The sequence below is a fragment of the Mycobacterium sp. GA-2829 genome, assembly GCF_001499965.1.
Lineage (GTDB): Bacteria > Actinomycetota > Actinomycetes > Mycobacteriales > Mycobacteriaceae > Mycobacterium.
The window spans coordinates 39844-55684 of record NZ_LQIT01000021.1; the positions used below are offsets into that span (position 1 = coordinate 39844).

The window sequence follows — 15841 nt, forward strand, 5'->3', positions numbered from 1 at the left end:
ACCACAGACTAACCGCAAGGGCGGCGCCGGACCGGCCTAAACCTCAGCCGGCCGCGACGGCGATGGTGTCGGCCGTCGGCGCGGACGCCGCGGGGCCGAGCAGCTGGTACAGCGGTGCGGTCCACGGGTAGCCGCCGCTCGCCGAGCGGGCGTAGCTGGTGTGCACCGAGACCGCGGTCGCGGTGATCTCGTCGGTGTCCGGGTCGTAGTCACACACCGCGTCGCCGAGGTCGCAGACGCTGATCGTGCGCGCACCGACCGCGGCGGGCAGCGGCGCGGGCGCGTGGGCGAGGATCGGCCAGTCCTGCGCGACGCCCTTGCCCTTACCGGGGACCGCGGTGACCGAGCCGAGGTTGTAGGTGGGATCGGTGGGCAGCCGGTCGCCGTCGGCGACCAGCAGCGCACCGGCGAAGTTCGGGCTGGTGCCGAGCGTGTGCAGGTTGCGGTGCACGACCATCGCGCCCTGCGAGTAACCGGCGAGCACGACCTTGCTGGTGGGGCACTGCTGCACGAACGTCGCGTACTGGTTGGCCAGTGCGGCGGTGCCGGCGTCGACGCTGCTGATGAAGCCGGCCCAGTCGAGGATGCCGCCGTCTGCGGGCACCTCGGTCGCCGGGTAGACGACGGCCTCGGCGGTCATGGTGCGGCCGTCGCTCTGGACGAGCCGCTGCAGGTCGGCGCGCGAGCGGGAGACCACCCGGCCCATCCCGTCGTTCAGCGAGACCTCGGCGCCGCGCTCACCGGAACCGGCCGCCCCGATGAGGTGGACGTCGGGGCACTGCGGCTGGGCGTTGGCGGTACCAGCCACGCCGAGCAGCGCCGCGCCACTGAGCGCGACGGCACCGGCCAATGCATGAAGACGACGAAACACGAACCCCAACCCTTCTGAAGATCACTGCCAGGGTTATCGGCGGACCGGCGATCCGCGTTACCCCGCAACGCAAAACGGCGCCCACCTGATGGTGGGCGCCGCTTCGGCGTAGTCCGGGGACTACTTGTGGATCTTCGTCACGCGGCCGGCGCCGACGGTACGGCCACCCTCACGGATGGCGAACCGCAGGCCCTCGTCCATGGCGACGGGCTGGATCAGCTTGACGGAGATGTCGGTGTTGTCACCGGGCATCACCATCTCGGTGCCCTCGGGGAGGGTCACCACGCCGGTCACGTCCGTGGTACGGAAGTAGAACTGCGGACGGTAGTTGTTGAAGAACGGCGTGTGGCGGCCGCCCTCGTCCTTGGACAGGATGTAGACCTGGCCGTCGAACTCGGTGTGCGGGGTGGTGGTGCCGGGCTTGACCACGACCTGGCCACGCTCGACGTCCTCGCGCTTGATGCCGCGCAGCAGCAGACCGACGTTGTCACCGGCCTGGCCCTGGTCGAGCAGCTTGCGGAACATCTCGACACCGGTGACCGTGGTCTTGGTGGTGCCGGGGCGGATGCCGACGATCTCGACTTCCTCGTTCACGTTGACCACGCCGCGCTCGACACGACCGGTGACCACGGTGCCGCGGCCGGTGATCGTGAAGACGTCCTCGACGGGCATCAGGAACGGACGATCGGTGTCGCGGACCGGGTCCGGGATCGACTCGTCGACGGCGTCCATCAGATCCTCGACGGACTTGACCCACTGCGGGTCACCCTCGAGCGCCTTGAGCGCCGAGACGCGCACGACCGGGGCGTCCTCGTCGAAGTCCTGGGCGGCCAGCAGTTCGCGGACCTCCATCTCGACGAGCTCGATGAGCTCCTCGTCCTCGACGGCGTCGGACTTGTTCAGCGCGACGAGGATGTAGGGCACGCCGACCTGGCGGGCCAGCAGCACGTGCTCGCGGGTCTGCGGCATCGGGCCGTCGGTCGCGGCGACCACGAGGATCGCACCGTCCATCTGGGCAGCGCCGGTGATCATGTTCTTGATGTAGTCGGCGTGACCGGGGGCGTCGACGTGCGCGTAGTGGCGCTTGTCGGTCTGGTACTCGACGTGCGAGATGTTGATCGTGATGCCGCGCTGACGCTCCTCAGGCGCGTTGTCGATCTGGTCGAATGCGCGCGACTCGTTCAACTCGGGGTACTTGTCGTGCAGAACCTTGGTGATTGCTGCAGTCAGCGTGGTCTTGCCGTGGTCAACGTGACCGATGGTCCCGATGTTGACGTGCGGCTTCGTCCGCTCGAACTTCGCCTTCGCCACTTCTGTGTCCTCCTGGACTTGTTGGTGCTTTTTACAGCAGGTTTTGGGTTTTCAGTTGTGGTCCGAGAAGGAGACGGTTACTGGCCCGTCGCCTTCGCGATGATCTCCTTCGAGACGTTCGCCGGAACTTCGGCGTACGAATCGAACACCATGGAGTAGTTCGCCCGGCCCTGGGTCTTCGACCGGAGGTCGCCGACGTAGCCGAACATCTCCGACAGCGGCACCTGCGCCTTGACGACGCGCGCACCGGACCGCTCCTCCATGGCCTGGATCTGACCACGGCGGGAGTTCAGGTCGCCGATCACCTCACCCATGTAGTCCTCGGGTGTGGTCACCTCGACCGCCATGATGGGCTCGAGGATCACCGGCTGGGCCGCCTGGGCGGCCTTCTTCAACACCTGGGAACCGGCGACCTTGAACGCCATTTCCGAGGAGTCGACCTCGTGGTAGGCGCCGTCGAGCAGGGTCACCTTGACGTTCACCAGCGGGTAGCCGGCCAGCACGCCGTACTGCATGGCGTCCTGGGCACCGGCATCCACCGACGGGATGTACTCGCGCGGGATGCGACCGCCGGTGACCTTGTTCTCGAACTCGTAGGTCGCACCGTCCTCGCCGCTGAACGGCTCGAGGTCGATGAGCACCTTCGCGAACTGGCCGGAGCCACCCGTCTGCTTCTTGTGGGTGAACTCGACCTTCTCGACCTTGCGCTTGATGGTCTCGCGGTAGGCCACCTGGGGCTTACCGACGTTGGCCTCGACCTTGAACTCGCGCCGCATGCGGTCGACGAGGATGTCGAGGTGGAGCTCGCCCATACCGCCGATGACGGTCTGGCCGGTCTCCTGGTCCAGGTGGACCTTGAACGTGGGATCCTCTTCGGCCAGCTTCTGGATCGCCGTGCCGAGCTTCTCCTGGTCGCTCTTGGTCTTGGGCTCGATGGCCACCTCGATCACCGGATCGGGGAAGGTCATCGACTCGAGCACGATCTGCTGGTTCGGATCGCACAGGGTGTCACCGGTGGTGGTGTCCTTCAGGCCGATCATCGCGTAGATGTGACCCGCGGACGCCCGCTCGACCGGGTTCTCCTTGTTGGCGTGCATCTGGAACAGCTTGCCCAGCCGCTCCTTCTTGCCCTTGGTCGAGTTGATGACCTGCGACCCGGACTCGACGGTGCCGGAGTAGACGCGCACGTAGGTCAGCTTGCCGAAGAAGGGGTGCACGGCGATCTTGAACGCCAGCGCCGAGAACGGCTCGTCGACCGACGGCTTGCGGCTGATGACCTCGTCTTCCTTGCCGGGCACGTGACCCTGCACGGATTCGACGTCCAGCGGCGACGGCAGGTAGTCGATGACCGCGTCGAGCATGGGCTGCACGCCCTTGTTCTTGAACGCGCTGCCGCACAGCACCGGGTACAGCTCGGAGGCGACCGTCAGCTTGCGGATCGCGCCCTTGATCTCCTCGACCGTGAGGTCTTCGCCACCGAAGTACTTCTCGAGCAGCGCCTCGTCGGTCTCGGCGACCGTCTCGAGCAGCTTGGTCCGGTACTCGTCGGCCTTGTCGGCGAGGTCGGCGGGGATGTCCTCGACCTCGTACTTCTCACCGAGGGCGGTCTCGCCGCGCCACACCTTGGCCTTCATCTCGACCAGGTCGATGATGCCGATGAAGTCGTTCTCCGCGCCGATCGGCAGCTGGATGACCAGCGGCTTGGCGCCGAGGCGCTCCTCGATGGTGCGCACGGTGAAGTAGAAGTCGGCGCCGAGCTTGTCCATCTTGTTGACGAAGCAGATGCGCGGGACGTCGTACTTGTCGGCCTGCCGCCAGACCTGCTCGGACTGCGGCTCGACACCTTCCTTGCCGTCGAAGACGGCGACGGCACCGTCGAGCACGCGCAGGCTGCGCTCCACCTCGACGGTGAAGTCGACGTGGCCCGGGGTGTCGATGATGTTGATCTGGTTGTCGTTCCAGAAGCAGGTCACCGCGGCGGAGGTGATGGTGATGCCGCGCTCCTGCTCCTGCTCCATCCAGTCGGTGGTCGAGGCACCGTCGTGCGTCTCACCGATCTTGTAGTTGACGCCCGTGTAGTACAGGATGCGCTCGGTCGTCGTGGTCTTGCCGGCATCGATGTGCGCCATGATGCCGATGTTGCGGACCTTGTTCAGGTCGGTAAGCACGTCCTTCTGTGCCACAGAAGTCTTCTCTCTCGCTTGGTAGTTGCTGTTGTCTGACCGTCCCCGCAGCTCCGCGGGGACGTCACGTCACCAGCGGTAGTGCGCGAAGGCGCGGTTGGCCTCGGCCATCTTGTGGGTGTCCTCACGCCGCTTGACGGCGGCACCCAGGCCATTGCTGGCGTCGAGGATCTCGTTCGCCAGACGCTCGACCATGGTCTTCTCCCGGCGGGCCTTCGAGAAGCTCACCAGCCAGCGCAGGGCCAGCGTGACGGAGCGGTCGGGACGAACCTCGACCGGCACCTGGTAGGTCGCGCCACCGACGCGGCGGCTGCGCACCTCGAGGGCGGGCTTGACGTTGTCGAGAGCGCGCTTGAGGGTGACCACCGGATCGGTGCCCGTCTTGTCGCGGGCCTGCTCGAGCGCACCATAAACAATGCGTTCGGCCAGCGATTTCTTCCCGTCCAGCAACACTTTGTTGACCAGCTGGGTGACCAGCTGCGACCCGTAGACCGGATCGTTGACCAACGGACGCTTGGGTGCGGGGCCCTTGCGCGGCATCAGCTCTTCTCCTTCTTGGCGCCGTAGCGGCTGCGCGCTTGCTTGCGGTTCTTCACGCCCTGGGTGTCGAGCGAACCGCGGATGATCTTGTAACGCACACCGGGGAGGTCCTTCACACGACCACCGCGCACCAGCACCATGGAGTGCTCCTGCAGGTTGTGGCCCTCACCGGGGATGTAGGCGGTGACCTCGACCTGGCTGGTCAGCTTCACGCGCGCGACCTTGCGAAGCGCCGAGTTCGGCTTCTTCGGGGTGGTGGTGTACACGCGGGTGCACACGCCACGACGCTGCGGGCTGCCCTTGAGGGCCGCGGTCTTCACCTTGGCGATCTTGTCGCGGCGACCCTTGCGGACCAGCTGGTTGATGGTTGGCATGTACCGGCTTTCTGTGTTCTTTCGGGTGGTGCTACGTGTTCGTTGCGTCTGTATCTGTACTGCTCAGGTCTCTGTACTGCTGTTTCAGCCCGTCCGCGTCCCCCGCGTCCGGGCGTGTCGCACGCGCACACCTCGAAGCTTTTCCGCTGCGTGGTAGACATGCGAATTGGCCCGGCATGTGGGCATGCTGTCTGGTTCTCACCCCGTCGCATGCGCCTCGACGGCCAGGCACGATCCCCCACAATACCAGGGTGGCCCCGTCGCTCCAAAAGTCGTTCCCGACGGTACCCGCAGCGCTCTGACCGGCGCTTACCGCAGGTCAGCCCCCACGCCACCGTTGCGGCGTTCCATACCCGAGGCCAGGCGCAGCACCATGTCGGTGAACACGACGTCGGTGTCGAGGCCGTTCATCACCCCGGTCATCTCCAGCAGGACGAACCCGTGCATGGCCGACCAGAACTCCAGGGCGGCGTAGAACGCGTCCTCGCCGTCGAGGCCGTAGGAGGCCAGCACCTCGATCACCGGGGTGGCCGCGGCGCGGGTGGCCTCGGTGAACTCGGGGTCGTCGCCGCCCAGCGGCATCCGGGTGAACGCCGAGTAGCGGCCCGGGTGGTGGTGGGCGTAGCTGCGGTAGGCCCCGGCCATCGCCATCACCGCGTCGTCGCGGGTGCGGCCACCGCCGACGGTGTTGAGCATGTCGATGATGTCGCCGACGACCCGCATCCGCACGGTGCGCCGCAGGTCGTCGAGGCTGTGCACATGGTTGTACAGCGACGGCCCCTTGGTGCCGAGCTGGGTGGCCAGCGCGTTGATGGTCAGCGCGTCCCAGCCCTCGCGGTCCAGGAAGGTCAGTGCGGCGTTGACGATGGAGTCACGGCTCAGACGGGTGGTCCTGGCCGCTGCACGCGCCCGACCGCCCGCCTGTCGCGGGTCCGGTTGAGCCGGCATGTGCTGTTCACCCTTCGTCGTCGCCGATCGCCGAAAGCGGTCGGCGCAGACTCTAACCCTACGGCTGCTCAGTTCACGCGTTGCTGACTGAGTTGGGCGAGGCGTTCGGTGATCGAGCACAGATCGGGCAGCATGTCGGGATTCATGGTCTGGATCGACCAGGTGATGACGTCACCGCCCTTGGCCACGTAGATGCTGCAGGCGTTGGTGTCGGCGGCCTTGAACCCCTTGTTCCCATCCAGCGACAGTTCGGTGAGCCTGCGGCCCGCCTGCTGTTCGAGTTCGCGTTCGACGTCCATGTCGCTGCCGCGGTACCACCAGGTGGAGATGCCCATGCCCGCGCCGAACGAGCCGAGCATGGTGTCCTCCTGCCAGAAGCAGCCGGCATCGCTGTCGACGACCTTCTTGAACACCGACGATCCGGCGGCCTTGGTGACGTCGGCGTCGGTCACGCCGTTGCAGCCGTCGCTGCGGAACGCCCCGGTGGACGGCCCGGCCGGCGGGGTGGGCGTCTGGTCCTCGGCGCCGCCGCACCCGGCCAGCAGTAGCGCCGCCGCCGAGATGCCGAGAATGAGCCGCTTCATCACAGATCCGCCGACAGGGTGGCCGACAACAACTTCTCCGCGTCCGCGCACGGGTCGCCGGACTGCTGGCCGCGGTACTGCACCCACCAGCTGAGCACGCCCTGCCCGGCGGCCGCGGTCGCCGAGCAGCCGACCCCGGTGGTGTCGCGCCGCGCGAGGAAGGCGGGATGCCGTTCGACGTCGGTGTCGGTGACCTCGGCGCCGCGTTCGACGGCGAGTGAGCGTTCCCGGCCCAGGTTGCCGCTGTCGAACCAGGAGAAGGTCACGTCGAGCATGACCTCGCCGCGCATGAGGACGTACTGGCAGACGGCTCCGCTGTAGGGGCGCACGACCTCGTCGGCGGCGAGGGTCTCCGAGACGGTGGAGTCCTCGAGCAGCCCGCAGCGGTTGTCGACGTAGCCGTAGTCGCGGTCGGGATCGGGGGCGACGCCGGTGCGGACGGGTGTCGCGGTGCCCGTGACCTGGTGCGCACAGCCCGCGGTGGTGACCACCGCGGCGATCGCCGCAGCGGCCAAACCCGCACCAACACCGACACGACGACCCATCACCGAGAGAGGGTACCCAGCCATCCTGTGTTCAGCGACCTGTGCAAACTCCGATCTCTCGGAAGGCCCCCGCGGCCGTGAGCGGGGCCACGTACGCTGCTCCTAACGAGTGGCGCGACGAAGGGATCCGACGGTGCGATCGATCGGTTGTGTGGCGGCGGGAGCCGCCGTGCTGTTCGCCGCGACGACGGTGGGAGCGCCGAGCGCAGCCGCCATCAACGGCGACACCCACATCACCGGCACCGGGGTCACGCAGACCATCGACTGCCGCAACGCGACTCTGCACGTCAACGGCAACGGCAACAAGGTCTACGCGCTCGGCACGTGCTGGGCGGTGACGATGCAGGGGTCGGGAAACCTCGTGGTCGCCGACGACGTGATCAACGACATCACCGTCTACGGGTGGGACCAGACCGTGATGTACAAGAACGGCGATCCCTTCGTCTGGGACCGCGGCCGCGAACTCGGTATGACGAACCGGATCAGCCGCGTGCCGGCCTGACCGTCCGAGGAGGAAAGCGAGGACGCATGTCCGCCAACCTTGTCCGCACCTCATTCGTGACGCTGGCGGTGGCCGCCGCGTTCGGGCTGGCCGGGTGTGGTGCGGAGAGCAGCGACACCAACACCCCGACCGCGACGGCGGGGTCCTCGGGTGCGCAGGTCGAGATCGGCAACACCATCAACTACGGCTCGGTGGGCACCACCGCCGAGGTGGACTGCGCCGACGGCAAGGCGCTCAACGTCGGCGGCTCGAACAACAAGCTGACGGTGCGGGGCACGTGCGCGAACGTCAACATCGGCGGCACCGACAACACGATCAGCTTCGAGCGGGTCGACAAGGAGATCACCGTCGTCGGGTTGAACAACACCGTCACCTACGCCGACGGCGACCCCAAGATCGACGACCTCGGCTCGAACAACAAGATCACCAAACAGGGGTGATTTCGGTGTAGTTGGTTGCGGTGAGCGCAACCGACGACACCGAAATCACGCCTTGGCGCCGTGCCTGCCCGCACCCGCGGCGAACCGGCCGGCCCCCTCGAGCGCCTCGTCCTTGACTCGCGAGATGCTCCCGAACTCGCGGTCGATCGCGTCGGCCTCCGACAGCCCCCACTGGTTGATCGCCGAGAGCCGGTCGGCGCGCATGCACTGCTGCGGGAACCGGGCGATCTCGGCGGCCAACTCCTCGGCCTGACGGCGGGCCGCCCCCTTCGCGACGACGCGGTTGGCCAGGCCGATGGCGTGGGCCTCGGCGGCGTCGACGGGGCGGCCGGTGAGGATCAGGTCCATCGCCCGGCTGTGCCCGATCAGCCGCGGCAGCCGCACGGTGCCGCCGTCGATCAGCGGGACCCCCCAGCGGCGACAGAACACCCCGAGCACGGCGTCCTCCTCGACGACGCGCAGATCGCACCACAGCGCCAGTTCCAGTCCACCGGCGACGGCGTAGCCGCTGATCGCGGCGATCACCGGTTTGGACAGCACCATGCGTGACGGGCCCATCGGTCCCGGTCCGGTGCGGTGCACAGCGTTGGCGTCCGGGGTGCCGAAGGCTTTGAGATCGGCTCCGGCGCAGAAGGTTCCGTGATCGCCGGTGAGCACGGCGACGGCTGCGGAGTCGTCGCGGTCGAAGGCGTCGAAGGCCTCGAACAACGCTTCGGCGGTCGGCCGGTTGACGGCGTTGCGGGCCTCGGGCCGGTCGATGATGACGGTGGTCACCGCACCGTTGCGTTCGACGCGCACGGGTTCGCTCATGTCGCCTCCATCAGGTGGTTGTCGCGCCGCTCGACCAGTTCGCCGGCGAAAGCGGTGTAGGCCGAACGCAATTGGTCGCCGGGCCAGTCGGCGGGCAGCAGTTCGGCGGGTAGGACGGGGTCGGTGAGCAGGTGCCGCACGATCGCCGCGGCGGCGACGAAGCGTCCCGGGATGTCGGCGGCAGCGGTGATGTCGTCGACGAGTCGACGGCCGTGGGCCGCCCACGCGGGCAGGTCCCACAGCCGCGCCGCCAGGTCGGCGGGATCGTCGTCGCGGGAGTGCAGGACGCGTACCCGCTCGGTGGCGTCGTCGGGCAGCGCGGTGTCGAGGTTGTCCGGCCGCAGCCACACCCCTTCGCGGAGCTCTCCGAACCGGTTGTCCTGCAACGTGTTCCGCAGGGCGGCGCGGGTGCGGGCGTCGGTGCCGACGCTGGTGATCACCAGCGTGGTCCAGGTGCCGTCCCACGGGTGCAGCCGCGGGTTGATGGCATCGTCCTGACGGCGCTGGCGGGCGAGCAGTCGGTCCGACAGCCGGTAGCCGTCGGCCGAGCGCACCAGGTCGCCGGCGCTGACCATCCTGGTCAGCGCGACCCGTACGGTCTGCTCGCGGATGTCGAAATCGGAGGTGAGACGGATCAGTTGGCTCGCGGTCGCCCATGCCGGGTGCGCGCCGAGCATGACCGACAGCACCACCGACCGCGCCGTCAACCGCACGGCTACACCCCGGAGGCGCGGCGGCCGTGGTCGCCGAACGGTTCGTCGCGCTGCCGGACGGCCTCGCGGAACCCGTGCTCGCGGGACTGCTCGACGAACGCGTGCCCCTCGGGGGTGTGCCTTGCGATGCCGTCGAACACGGTACTGACCATCCGGCTGGTGGCCACACCCTGTTGCAGGAGCGCGGAGTTCATCGCGAGCTTGACCATGATGAGCTGGTTGATCGGCACTGCGGCGATGCGCTCGACCAGGCGTTCGGTGCGTTCGTCGAGATCCTTGGGTTCAGGTGCCTCGACGACCAGTCCCCATTCGGCGGCCTGGCGCCCGGTGAGGGAATCCCCGGTCAGCAGAAGGCGTTTCGCGCGCTGGTCCCCGAGCCGGTGGGCCCACATGCCGGCGGCGGGCACCCCCCAGACGCGGGTGGGCGGGTAGCCGATCTTGGCGTCGGCGGCGGCGATCACCTGGTCGGCGTGCAACGCGATGTCGGTGCCGCCGGCGATGCAGTAGCCGTGGATCTTGACCACCGTCGGCTTGTCGCAGTGCAACAGGCTGGAGAAACCGCGGACGAAGCGGCTCATCATCTGGTAGTCGACCATGGGATCCCACGGCTGGTCCGGCAGATGGTTGATCGCCTGGGTCTTACCGGAGAGCACGGTGTCGCGGTACGGGCTGCCGCCTCCGGCCGACGACGAGCCCTCGGCGTAGGCGGAGAGATCGAATCCGGCGCAGAACCCCTCCCCGCGCCCGGACACCAGGATGACGTGGACGTTCGGGTCGAGGTCGGCACGTTCGACGAGCGCGGACAGCTCCAACGGGGTGTCGGCGACGATCGCGTTGCCCTTTTCGGGGCGGTTGAACGTGATCCGGGCGATGCGACCGGTGACCTCGTAGGTCATGGTCTTGAGGTTGTCGAAGTCGACGGGCCTGATCGCGTGCGTCATCGCGCGTCCCCTCCCCCGCACGAGCAGACACAGATTCGCGTGAATCGCCGCGCGATCACGCGAATCTGTGTCTGTTCGCGGAAAACCGTCATGCCTTGACCAGCGCGCGGTCGATGATCGGGTCGAGGTCGAGCCCGACGGGCAGCGTGCCGAACGCCCCGCCCCAGCGGCGGTCCAATCGCGTGGCGAGGAACGCCTCGGCGACGGCGGGGTGGCCGTGCCGGACCAGCAGCGCTGCCTGCAGCGCCAGGCAGATGTCCTCGGCGACCTTGCGGGCCCGGTACTGGATGGTCTCGACGTCGCCGAGCGCCTGCTTGAGTTCGTCGACGTGCACACCGAGGCGCGGATCGTCACCGGAGACCTGCGCGAGCTCGTCGAACAGCACCTCGACGCTGTCGGGGCGGGTGACCATGGCGCGCAACGTGTCCAGCGCGCTGACGTTGCCGGAACCCTCCCAGATACCCATCAGTGGCGCCTCGCGGTAGAGCCGCGGCATCCCCGAGTCCTCGACGTAACCGTTGCCGCCCAGGCATTCCATCGCCTCCGCGGCGTGCGGGGTGGCGCGTTTGCACACCCAGTACTTCGCGGCGGCCAGGCCGATCCGGCGCAGCAGCGCCTCCCGGGCGTCGCCGCGCACGGCGGCGTCGGTGGCGCCGGCCATCCGCATCGCGACCATCGTGGCGGCCTCGGCCTCGACGGCCAGGTCGGCGATCACGTTGCGCATCAGCGGTTGGTCGATGAGGTGTGCGCCGAAGGCCGTGCGGTGCTGGGCGTGGTGGACGGCGCGGGTGAGCCCGTTGCGCATGCTCGTCGCGCTGCCCAGCGTGCAGTCCAGCCGGGTGAGGTTGACCATCTCGATGATGGTCGGGACCCCGCGGCCCTCCTCGCCGACCAGCCACGCGGTGGCGCCGTCGTACTCGACCTCGCTGGAGGCGTTGGCGTGGTTGCCGAGCTTGTCCTTGAGGCGCTGCAACAACATTCGGTTGCGGGTGCCGTCGGGCAAAATGCGCGGCAGGAAGAAGCAGGAGAGCCCGCCTGGCGCCTGGGCGAGCACCAGGAAGATGTCGCACATCGGCGCGGAGGTGAACCACTTGTGCCCGGTCAGCGAGTAGGTGCCGTCGGCGTTGGGGACCGCCTGGGTGGTGCCCGCGCGCACGTCGGAGCCGCCCTGCTTCTCGGTCATCGACATGCCCGCGGTGATGCCGGGTTTCGTCGACGGCACCTTCAGTTCGGGGTCGTACACCCGGCTGGTCAGCAGCGGTTCGTAGACCGCGGCGAGTTCGGGGTTGAACCGCAGCGCAGGGACGACGGCGTAGGTCATCGAGATCGGGCAGATGTGGCCGGGTTCGGGTGTCCACACCGACGTCTTGGCCGCGCGGACGACGTGGGCGCCGGGGCGGTCGTCGGCCCACGGCGCCGCGTGCAGACCGTGGGCGATCGCGGTCTCCATGAGCGAGTGGTAGGCCGGGTCGAACTCGACCTCGTCGACGCGGTGGCCGACCCGGTCGTGGGTGTGCAGCACGGGACGGTTGCGATCGGCGAGCTCACCCCAGCGCTGGGCCTGCGCGCTGCCGGCGAGCGCTCCCAATTCCACGACCTCATCGAGGCCCCACTCCCCGCCTTCGCGGATCAGCGCCTCGGTGAGCACCGGCGAGGTGGCCGGGTTGTGGTCCGTCAGCGGCGGGACCTGGTTGGTGACGACATGCGTGTCGGGCATGTCTGCAGTGTTACACCTCAGCCGACAACCGCACAAGAGTTGTAATGACATACTGACCGGGTGCAACCGAACTCCGCCGTCTCCGCCGCCACGCTCGCCCTCGACCACGAACCCGTCCCGGACGATCAGGTGACCGAAGGCAACCCCACCACCGCCGTCCGCACGCTCACCGATTTCGGCGGCGTCGAGGTCGGCGTCTGGGAGATGAGCGTCGGCGGGATGCGTGACGTCGAGGCCGACGAGGTGTTCGTCGTGCTCAGCGGGTCAGCGCGGGTCGAGTTCGCCGACGACAGCCCGACGCTCAACCTCGAGACCGGCGACGTCGTCCGGCTCGCGGCAGGCGCCCAGACGGTCTGGACGGTCACCGAGCCCCTCCGCAAGGTCTATCTCACCGCCGGCTGACGTCCGCGATCGCCGCCGGGCGTCGTAGCGGTTCAACGCGAACACCGCCGCGGCCGCGAACGCCCAGCCCAGCAGGATGTCGACGACGTAGTGCTCGGCGGTGTAGACCAGCGTGAACGCCATCACCAGCACGTAGGCGACCAGCAGCGGCCGCCACCGGCGATGCAGGCGGTGCCACAGGAACGCCGCGATCGCGGCGGTCATCCCGGCGTGCAACGACGGGATCGCCGCCACCAGGTTGACGTTGGCCTGCCCCTGATCGATCAGCGCGCTGGCCGAGTGCAGGTTCATCGCACCCCACCCGCGGCCGACGATCCGCTCGACCCACTGGTTCGCCCCGTCCTGACTGGACTGCATCGCACCGAGCACACCGCCGTCGGGCACCCCGCGCGCCGAGCGGAACATGCACGACGGACCGGACGGGCCGTCGGCCACGTCGGCGGCGGTGCAGCGCGCCGCGGCCCACGGCGGTGCGGCGGGCACCAGGGCGTAGACGATCAGCCCGGCGACGTTGAGCCCCACGAAGAGCCGGACGAACGCCTTCCACTCCTCGCGGTTGCGCAGCCACAGCACCCCGGCGATCACGTACGGCAGGATGAAGAACGACATGTAGACGGTGCTGATGCCGATCTCCCACACCGGTGGTTTGGGTTGCTTCAGCCGCTCCTGCAGCCAGACCGTCGGCATGGTGCCGAAGAACAGCCACCGGTCGGCATCGGCCTGCCAGTGCCACAGGGTCGGCCGCCCGATGAGGGTGGCCGCGCCGCGGCTGAGGTCGTAGGCCAGCAGCAGCAGCGCGAACGGCAGCCAGTCGCGGATCACGTACAGCATCCGGCGGCTCTGTCCGATGCTGGCGGCCATCAATCCGGAGGCGATGTAGATCAGCAGCCATTCGCGGTTGAACGCGAAGCCGTGGGTGGCGGTCCGGTAGATCACGAAGGCCGCCCAGGCCGCGATCGCCGTCCACCGCGCGATCTTCCACCGGCGCTCCCTCGACGTGGCGTCGGGTCGCGTCAGCACAATCGACGGCTGGTCAATCGCGGACACTGGGGCCTTTCGGAGTCGGGGCTGGCCCGAGTCAGCCTAGTTAACCCCTTGGATACCCGCCGTTCGATGTCTGTTCGGTATCGAAGTGTGACAATCAGACGTTCTCGCGCAGGAACGCGATGTCGTCCTTGCGGCCCTCGTCTGAGGTCTCACAGATCACGGGCGCATCGGCGGCCTGCACCACCGCGGCGAGCAGTTGGGGGTCGATCTGGCCGTTGCCGAAGTTGGCGTGCCGGTCGGCCCCCGACCCCGCGGCATCGCGGGAGTCGTTGCAGTGCACCAGGTCGATGCGGCCGGTGATGCGCTTGATCCGGGAGACGGCGTCGACGAGCGCCTCCCCCGCCGCCCACGCGTGGCAGGTGTCGAGGCAGAAGCCGATGCCGAAGTCACCGATGTGGTCCCACAGTCGCCCGATGGTGTCGAAGTACCGGGCCATCGCGTGGTCGCCGCCCGCGGTGTTCTCCAGATAGACGGGCACCGTGGTCTCGAGCCGGTCGAGCGCCTTGGCCCACCGCTCGAACCCGGCCTCCATGTCCTTGTCGTCGGCGTGCCCGCCGTGCACGATCACCGCTGTCGCGCCGACCTCGGCGGCCGCGTCGCAGGTGTCCTGCAGGATCTTGCGCGACGGGATGCGCACCCGGTTGTTCGCCGACGCGACGTTGATCAGGTACGGCGCGTGCACGTAGAGCGGGATGCTCGAGGCCTTCAGCGCGTCGGCGTCCTCGCGGGGTTTGGGTTTCTTCCAACTCTGCGGGTCACCGAGGAAGAACTGCACGACGTCGGCGCCGTCCTCCTGGGCGGCGGCCAGTGGGTCGTCACTGCGGACGTGGGAACCGATGAGCACGAGGCCAGTCTAGAGACGCCCACCGACACCCGACACTGGCCAAGTCTGGGTATAGCGTCATAAACTCAGCGTCATGAAGCATCTCCAATTGACCCGGTTCGGCAGGCCCGAGGATTCGGTCGACCTGATCGACAGCCCACCACCCACACCGGCGGCCGGCCAGGTCGCGGTCCGCCTCGAAGCCGCGGCGATCAACCCGTCGGACATCCTGCTCATCGCCGGCAGATACCTCGTCCGCCCTCAGCCGCCCGCGGGCGTCGGCGCCGAAGGGGTCGGCATCGTCGAGGAGGCCGGCGCGGACGTGGACCGTGACATCGTCGGGAAGCGCGTCCTCCTCCTGCCCACGTACGAATCCGGCACCTGGTCGGAGTCCGTGGTCGTCCCCCGCGAGGACGTCGTCGAGGCGCCCGCCGGCGATCCGCTGCAGCTGGCCATGGTCACGATCAACCCCGTCACCGCCCATCTGCTGCTGGAGCGGGCCGATCTGCACCCCGGCGACTGGGTGGGCCAGACGGCCGCGAACTCGGCGGTCGGCCGCCTGGTCGTCGCACTGGCCCGGCGCCGCGGCATCAAGACACTCAACGTGGTCCGGCGCGAGGAGGCCGCGGCCGAGATCCGCGACGCCGGCGGCGATGTCGTGCTCGTCAGCGGCCGCACCCTGGCCGACGACATCGCCCGTGAACTCGGCGACCGACAGCTCCGGCTCGTCCTCGACCCGCTGGGCGGAACCCACGCGGCCGAACTGGTCGACGCCCTCGAATTCGGCGGCACCGCAATCACATACGGTTCGCTGACCGGCGCACCGACCGGCCCGTCGACCGCGGCCCTGATCGGCAAGGAGGTCCGGTTCACCGGGTTCTGGCTCGGCAACTGGTACTTCCGCGCACCCCGCCACGAGATCGTCGGAACCCTGTCGTACCTCGCGCAACTGGTCGCCGACGGCGAACTGCAGGTCCCGGTCGAGGCCACCTACAGTCTGGACGACCATCAGAAGGCGTTCGCGCACGCACAGGCCACCGAACGCGGCGGCAAGGTGCTCTTCACGTTCGACTGACCGCGCGAGAGTCGG

Annotated in this window: 17 protein-coding genes and 1 pseudogene; 4 read left to right on the plus strand and 14 right to left on the minus strand. The window is 68.4% G+C overall.

The window, feature by feature from the left end; all coding sequences use genetic code 11:
• Positions 1–43 precede the first annotated feature (43 nt).
• The 8 genes from AU194_RS14240 to AU194_RS14275 all read right to left on the minus strand — a co-directional run bounded on the left by AU194_RS14240 (position 44) and on the right by AU194_RS14275 (position 7356).
• Positions 44–871 carry a cutinase family protein gene (locus AU194_RS14240; protein ID WP_059089951.1) on the minus strand — a complete coding sequence of 276 codons (828 nt, stop codon included), beginning with the start codon at positions 869–871 and terminating at the stop codon, positions 44–46.
• Between the two features lie 120 nt (positions 872–991).
• Positions 992–2182 (minus strand): elongation factor Tu, encoded by a 1191-nt coding sequence (gene tuf / locus AU194_RS14245; RefSeq protein ID WP_059089907.1) that lies wholly within the window; start codon positions 2180–2182, stop codon positions 992–994.
• Between the two features lie 77 nt (positions 2183–2259).
• Positions 2260–4365 (minus strand): elongation factor G, encoded by a 2106-nt coding sequence (gene fusA, locus AU194_RS14250; RefSeq protein ID WP_082698650.1) that lies wholly within the window; start codon positions 4363–4365, stop codon positions 2260–2262.
• Positions 4366–4434: 69 nt separating this feature from the next.
• Complete coding sequence (gene rpsG, locus AU194_RS14255; RefSeq protein WP_011558402.1) at positions 4435–4905, minus strand: 30S ribosomal protein S7; 471 nt, start codon at positions 4903–4905, stop codon at positions 4435–4437.
• Positions 4905–5279: a 30S ribosomal protein S12 gene (rpsL, locus tag AU194_RS14260; protein WP_011558401.1), complete on the minus strand. Its 375-nt coding sequence runs from the start codon at positions 5277–5279 to the stop codon at positions 4905–4907. Before rpsL ends, rpsG begins: the two co-directional genes overlap by 1 nt.
• Positions 5280–5588: 309 nt before the next feature.
• Entirely contained in the window at positions 5589–6227 is a 639-nt protein-coding gene (locus AU194_RS14265; protein ID WP_059089908.1) for a TetR/AcrR family transcriptional regulator, read from the minus strand.
• 68 nt (positions 6228–6295) lie between these two features.
• On the minus strand, positions 6296–6811 hold the full coding sequence (locus AU194_RS14270; protein ID WP_059089909.1) for a DUF3558 domain-containing protein: 516 nt from the start codon (positions 6809–6811) through the stop codon (positions 6296–6298).
• Entirely contained in the window at positions 6811–7356 is a 546-nt protein-coding gene (locus AU194_RS14275) for a DUF3558 domain-containing protein (RefSeq protein WP_059089910.1), read from the minus strand. The genes AU194_RS14270 and AU194_RS14275 overlap by 1 nt, the downstream gene beginning before the upstream one ends.
• Before the next feature lie 142 nt (positions 7357–7498).
• Between AU194_RS14275 and AU194_RS14280 the strand changes: the two genes are divergently transcribed.
• Positions 7499–7858: a DUF3060 domain-containing protein gene (locus AU194_RS14280; RefSeq protein ID WP_231743370.1), complete on the plus strand. Its 360-nt coding sequence runs from the start codon at positions 7499–7501 to the stop codon at positions 7856–7858.
• A 26-nt stretch (positions 7859–7884) separates the two neighbouring features.
• Complete coding sequence (locus tag AU194_RS14285) at positions 7885–8298, plus strand: DUF3060 domain-containing protein (protein ID WP_059089912.1); 414 nt, start codon at positions 7885–7887, stop codon at positions 8296–8298.
• 45 nt (positions 8299–8343) lie between these two features.
• Here AU194_RS14285 and AU194_RS14290 read toward each other — a convergent pair whose 3' ends face one another.
• From AU194_RS14290 to AU194_RS14305, 4 genes are all read right to left on the minus strand, one after another.
• On the minus strand, positions 8344–9108 hold the full coding sequence (locus AU194_RS14290; protein ID WP_059089913.1) for a crotonase/enoyl-CoA hydratase family protein: 765 nt from the start codon (positions 9106–9108) through the stop codon (positions 8344–8346).
• Positions 9105–9821 (minus strand): PaaX family transcriptional regulator C-terminal domain-containing protein, encoded by a 717-nt coding sequence (locus AU194_RS14295; protein ID WP_059089914.1) that lies wholly within the window; start codon positions 9819–9821, stop codon positions 9105–9107. The genes AU194_RS14290 and AU194_RS14295 overlap by 4 nt, the downstream gene beginning before the upstream one ends.
• Before the next feature lie 2 nt (positions 9822–9823).
• A complete protein-coding gene (locus AU194_RS14300; protein ID WP_059089915.1) occupies positions 9824–10762 on the minus strand; it encodes a crotonase/enoyl-CoA hydratase family protein in 939 nt (312 codons plus the stop codon).
• Between the two features lie 88 nt (positions 10763–10850).
• Positions 10851–12479 carry an acyl-CoA dehydrogenase family protein gene (locus AU194_RS14305; protein WP_059089916.1) on the minus strand — a complete coding sequence of 543 codons (1629 nt, stop codon included), beginning with the start codon at positions 12477–12479 and terminating at the stop codon, positions 10851–10853.
• 60 nt (positions 12480–12539) lie between these two features.
• Here AU194_RS14305 and AU194_RS32605 point away from each other — a divergent pair, with 60 nt between their 5' ends.
• Positions 12540–12881 carry a cupin domain-containing protein gene (locus tag AU194_RS32605; RefSeq protein ID WP_082698651.1) on the plus strand — a complete coding sequence of 114 codons (342 nt, stop codon included), beginning with the start codon at positions 12540–12542 and terminating at the stop codon, positions 12879–12881.
• On the opposite strand, the pseudogene AU194_RS14310 reads toward AU194_RS32605, so the two are convergent.
• Both AU194_RS14310 and AU194_RS14315 read right to left on the minus strand, forming a co-directional pair.
• A pseudogene (locus AU194_RS14310) lies at positions 12876–13928 on the minus strand (phosphatase PAP2 family protein); the annotation flags it as partial. The gene AU194_RS32605 and the pseudogene AU194_RS14310 overlap by 6 nt on opposite strands.
• 94 nt (positions 13929–14022) lie before the next feature.
• Positions 14023–14772: a deoxyribonuclease IV gene (locus AU194_RS14315; protein ID WP_059089917.1), complete on the minus strand. Its 750-nt coding sequence runs from the start codon at positions 14770–14772 to the stop codon at positions 14023–14025.
• Between the two features lie 73 nt (positions 14773–14845).
• On the opposite strand from AU194_RS14315, the gene AU194_RS14320 reads away from it, so the two are divergent.
• A complete protein-coding gene (locus tag AU194_RS14320) occupies positions 14846–15826 on the plus strand; it encodes a zinc-dependent alcohol dehydrogenase family protein (protein WP_059089918.1) in 981 nt (326 codons plus the stop codon).
• Positions 15827–15841 lie beyond the last annotated feature (15 nt).

Bases quoted from the DNA above. Each gene is read 5' to 3' on its own strand.
- rpsG (WP_011558402.1), bottom strand. From the start codon at position 4,905: ATGCCGCGCAAGGGCCCCGCACCCAAGCGTCCGTTGGTCAACGATCCG.
- rpsL (WP_011558401.1), bottom strand. From the start codon at position 5,279: ATGCCAACCATCAACCAGCTGGTCCGCAAGGGTCGCCGCGACAAGATC.
- AU194_RS14265 (WP_059089908.1), bottom strand. From the start codon at position 6,227: ATGCCGGCTCAACCGGACCCGCGACAGGCGGGCGGTCGGGCGCGTGCA.
- AU194_RS14270 (WP_059089909.1), bottom strand. From the start codon at position 6,811: ATGAAGCGGCTCATTCTCGGCATCTCGGCGGCGGCGCTACTGCTGGCC.
- AU194_RS14275 (WP_059089910.1), bottom strand. From the start codon at position 7,356: ATGGGTCGTCGTGTCGGTGTTGGTGCGGGTTTGGCCGCTGCGGCGATC.
- AU194_RS14285 (WP_059089912.1), top strand. From the start codon at position 7,885: ATGTCCGCCAACCTTGTCCGCACCTCATTCGTGACGCTGGCGGTGGCC.
- AU194_RS14290 (WP_059089913.1), bottom strand. From the start codon at position 9,108: ATGAGCGAACCCGTGCGCGTCGAACGCAACGGTGCGGTGACCACCGTC.
- AU194_RS14300 (WP_059089915.1), bottom strand. From the start codon at position 10,762: ATGACGCACGCGATCAGGCCCGTCGACTTCGACAACCTCAAGACCATG.
- AU194_RS14305 (WP_059089916.1), bottom strand. From the start codon at position 12,479: ATGCCCGACACGCATGTCGTCACCAACCAGGTCCCGCCGCTGACGGAC.
- AU194_RS14320 (WP_059089918.1), top strand. From the start codon at position 14,846: ATGAAGCATCTCCAATTGACCCGGTTCGGCAGGCCCGAGGATTCGGTC.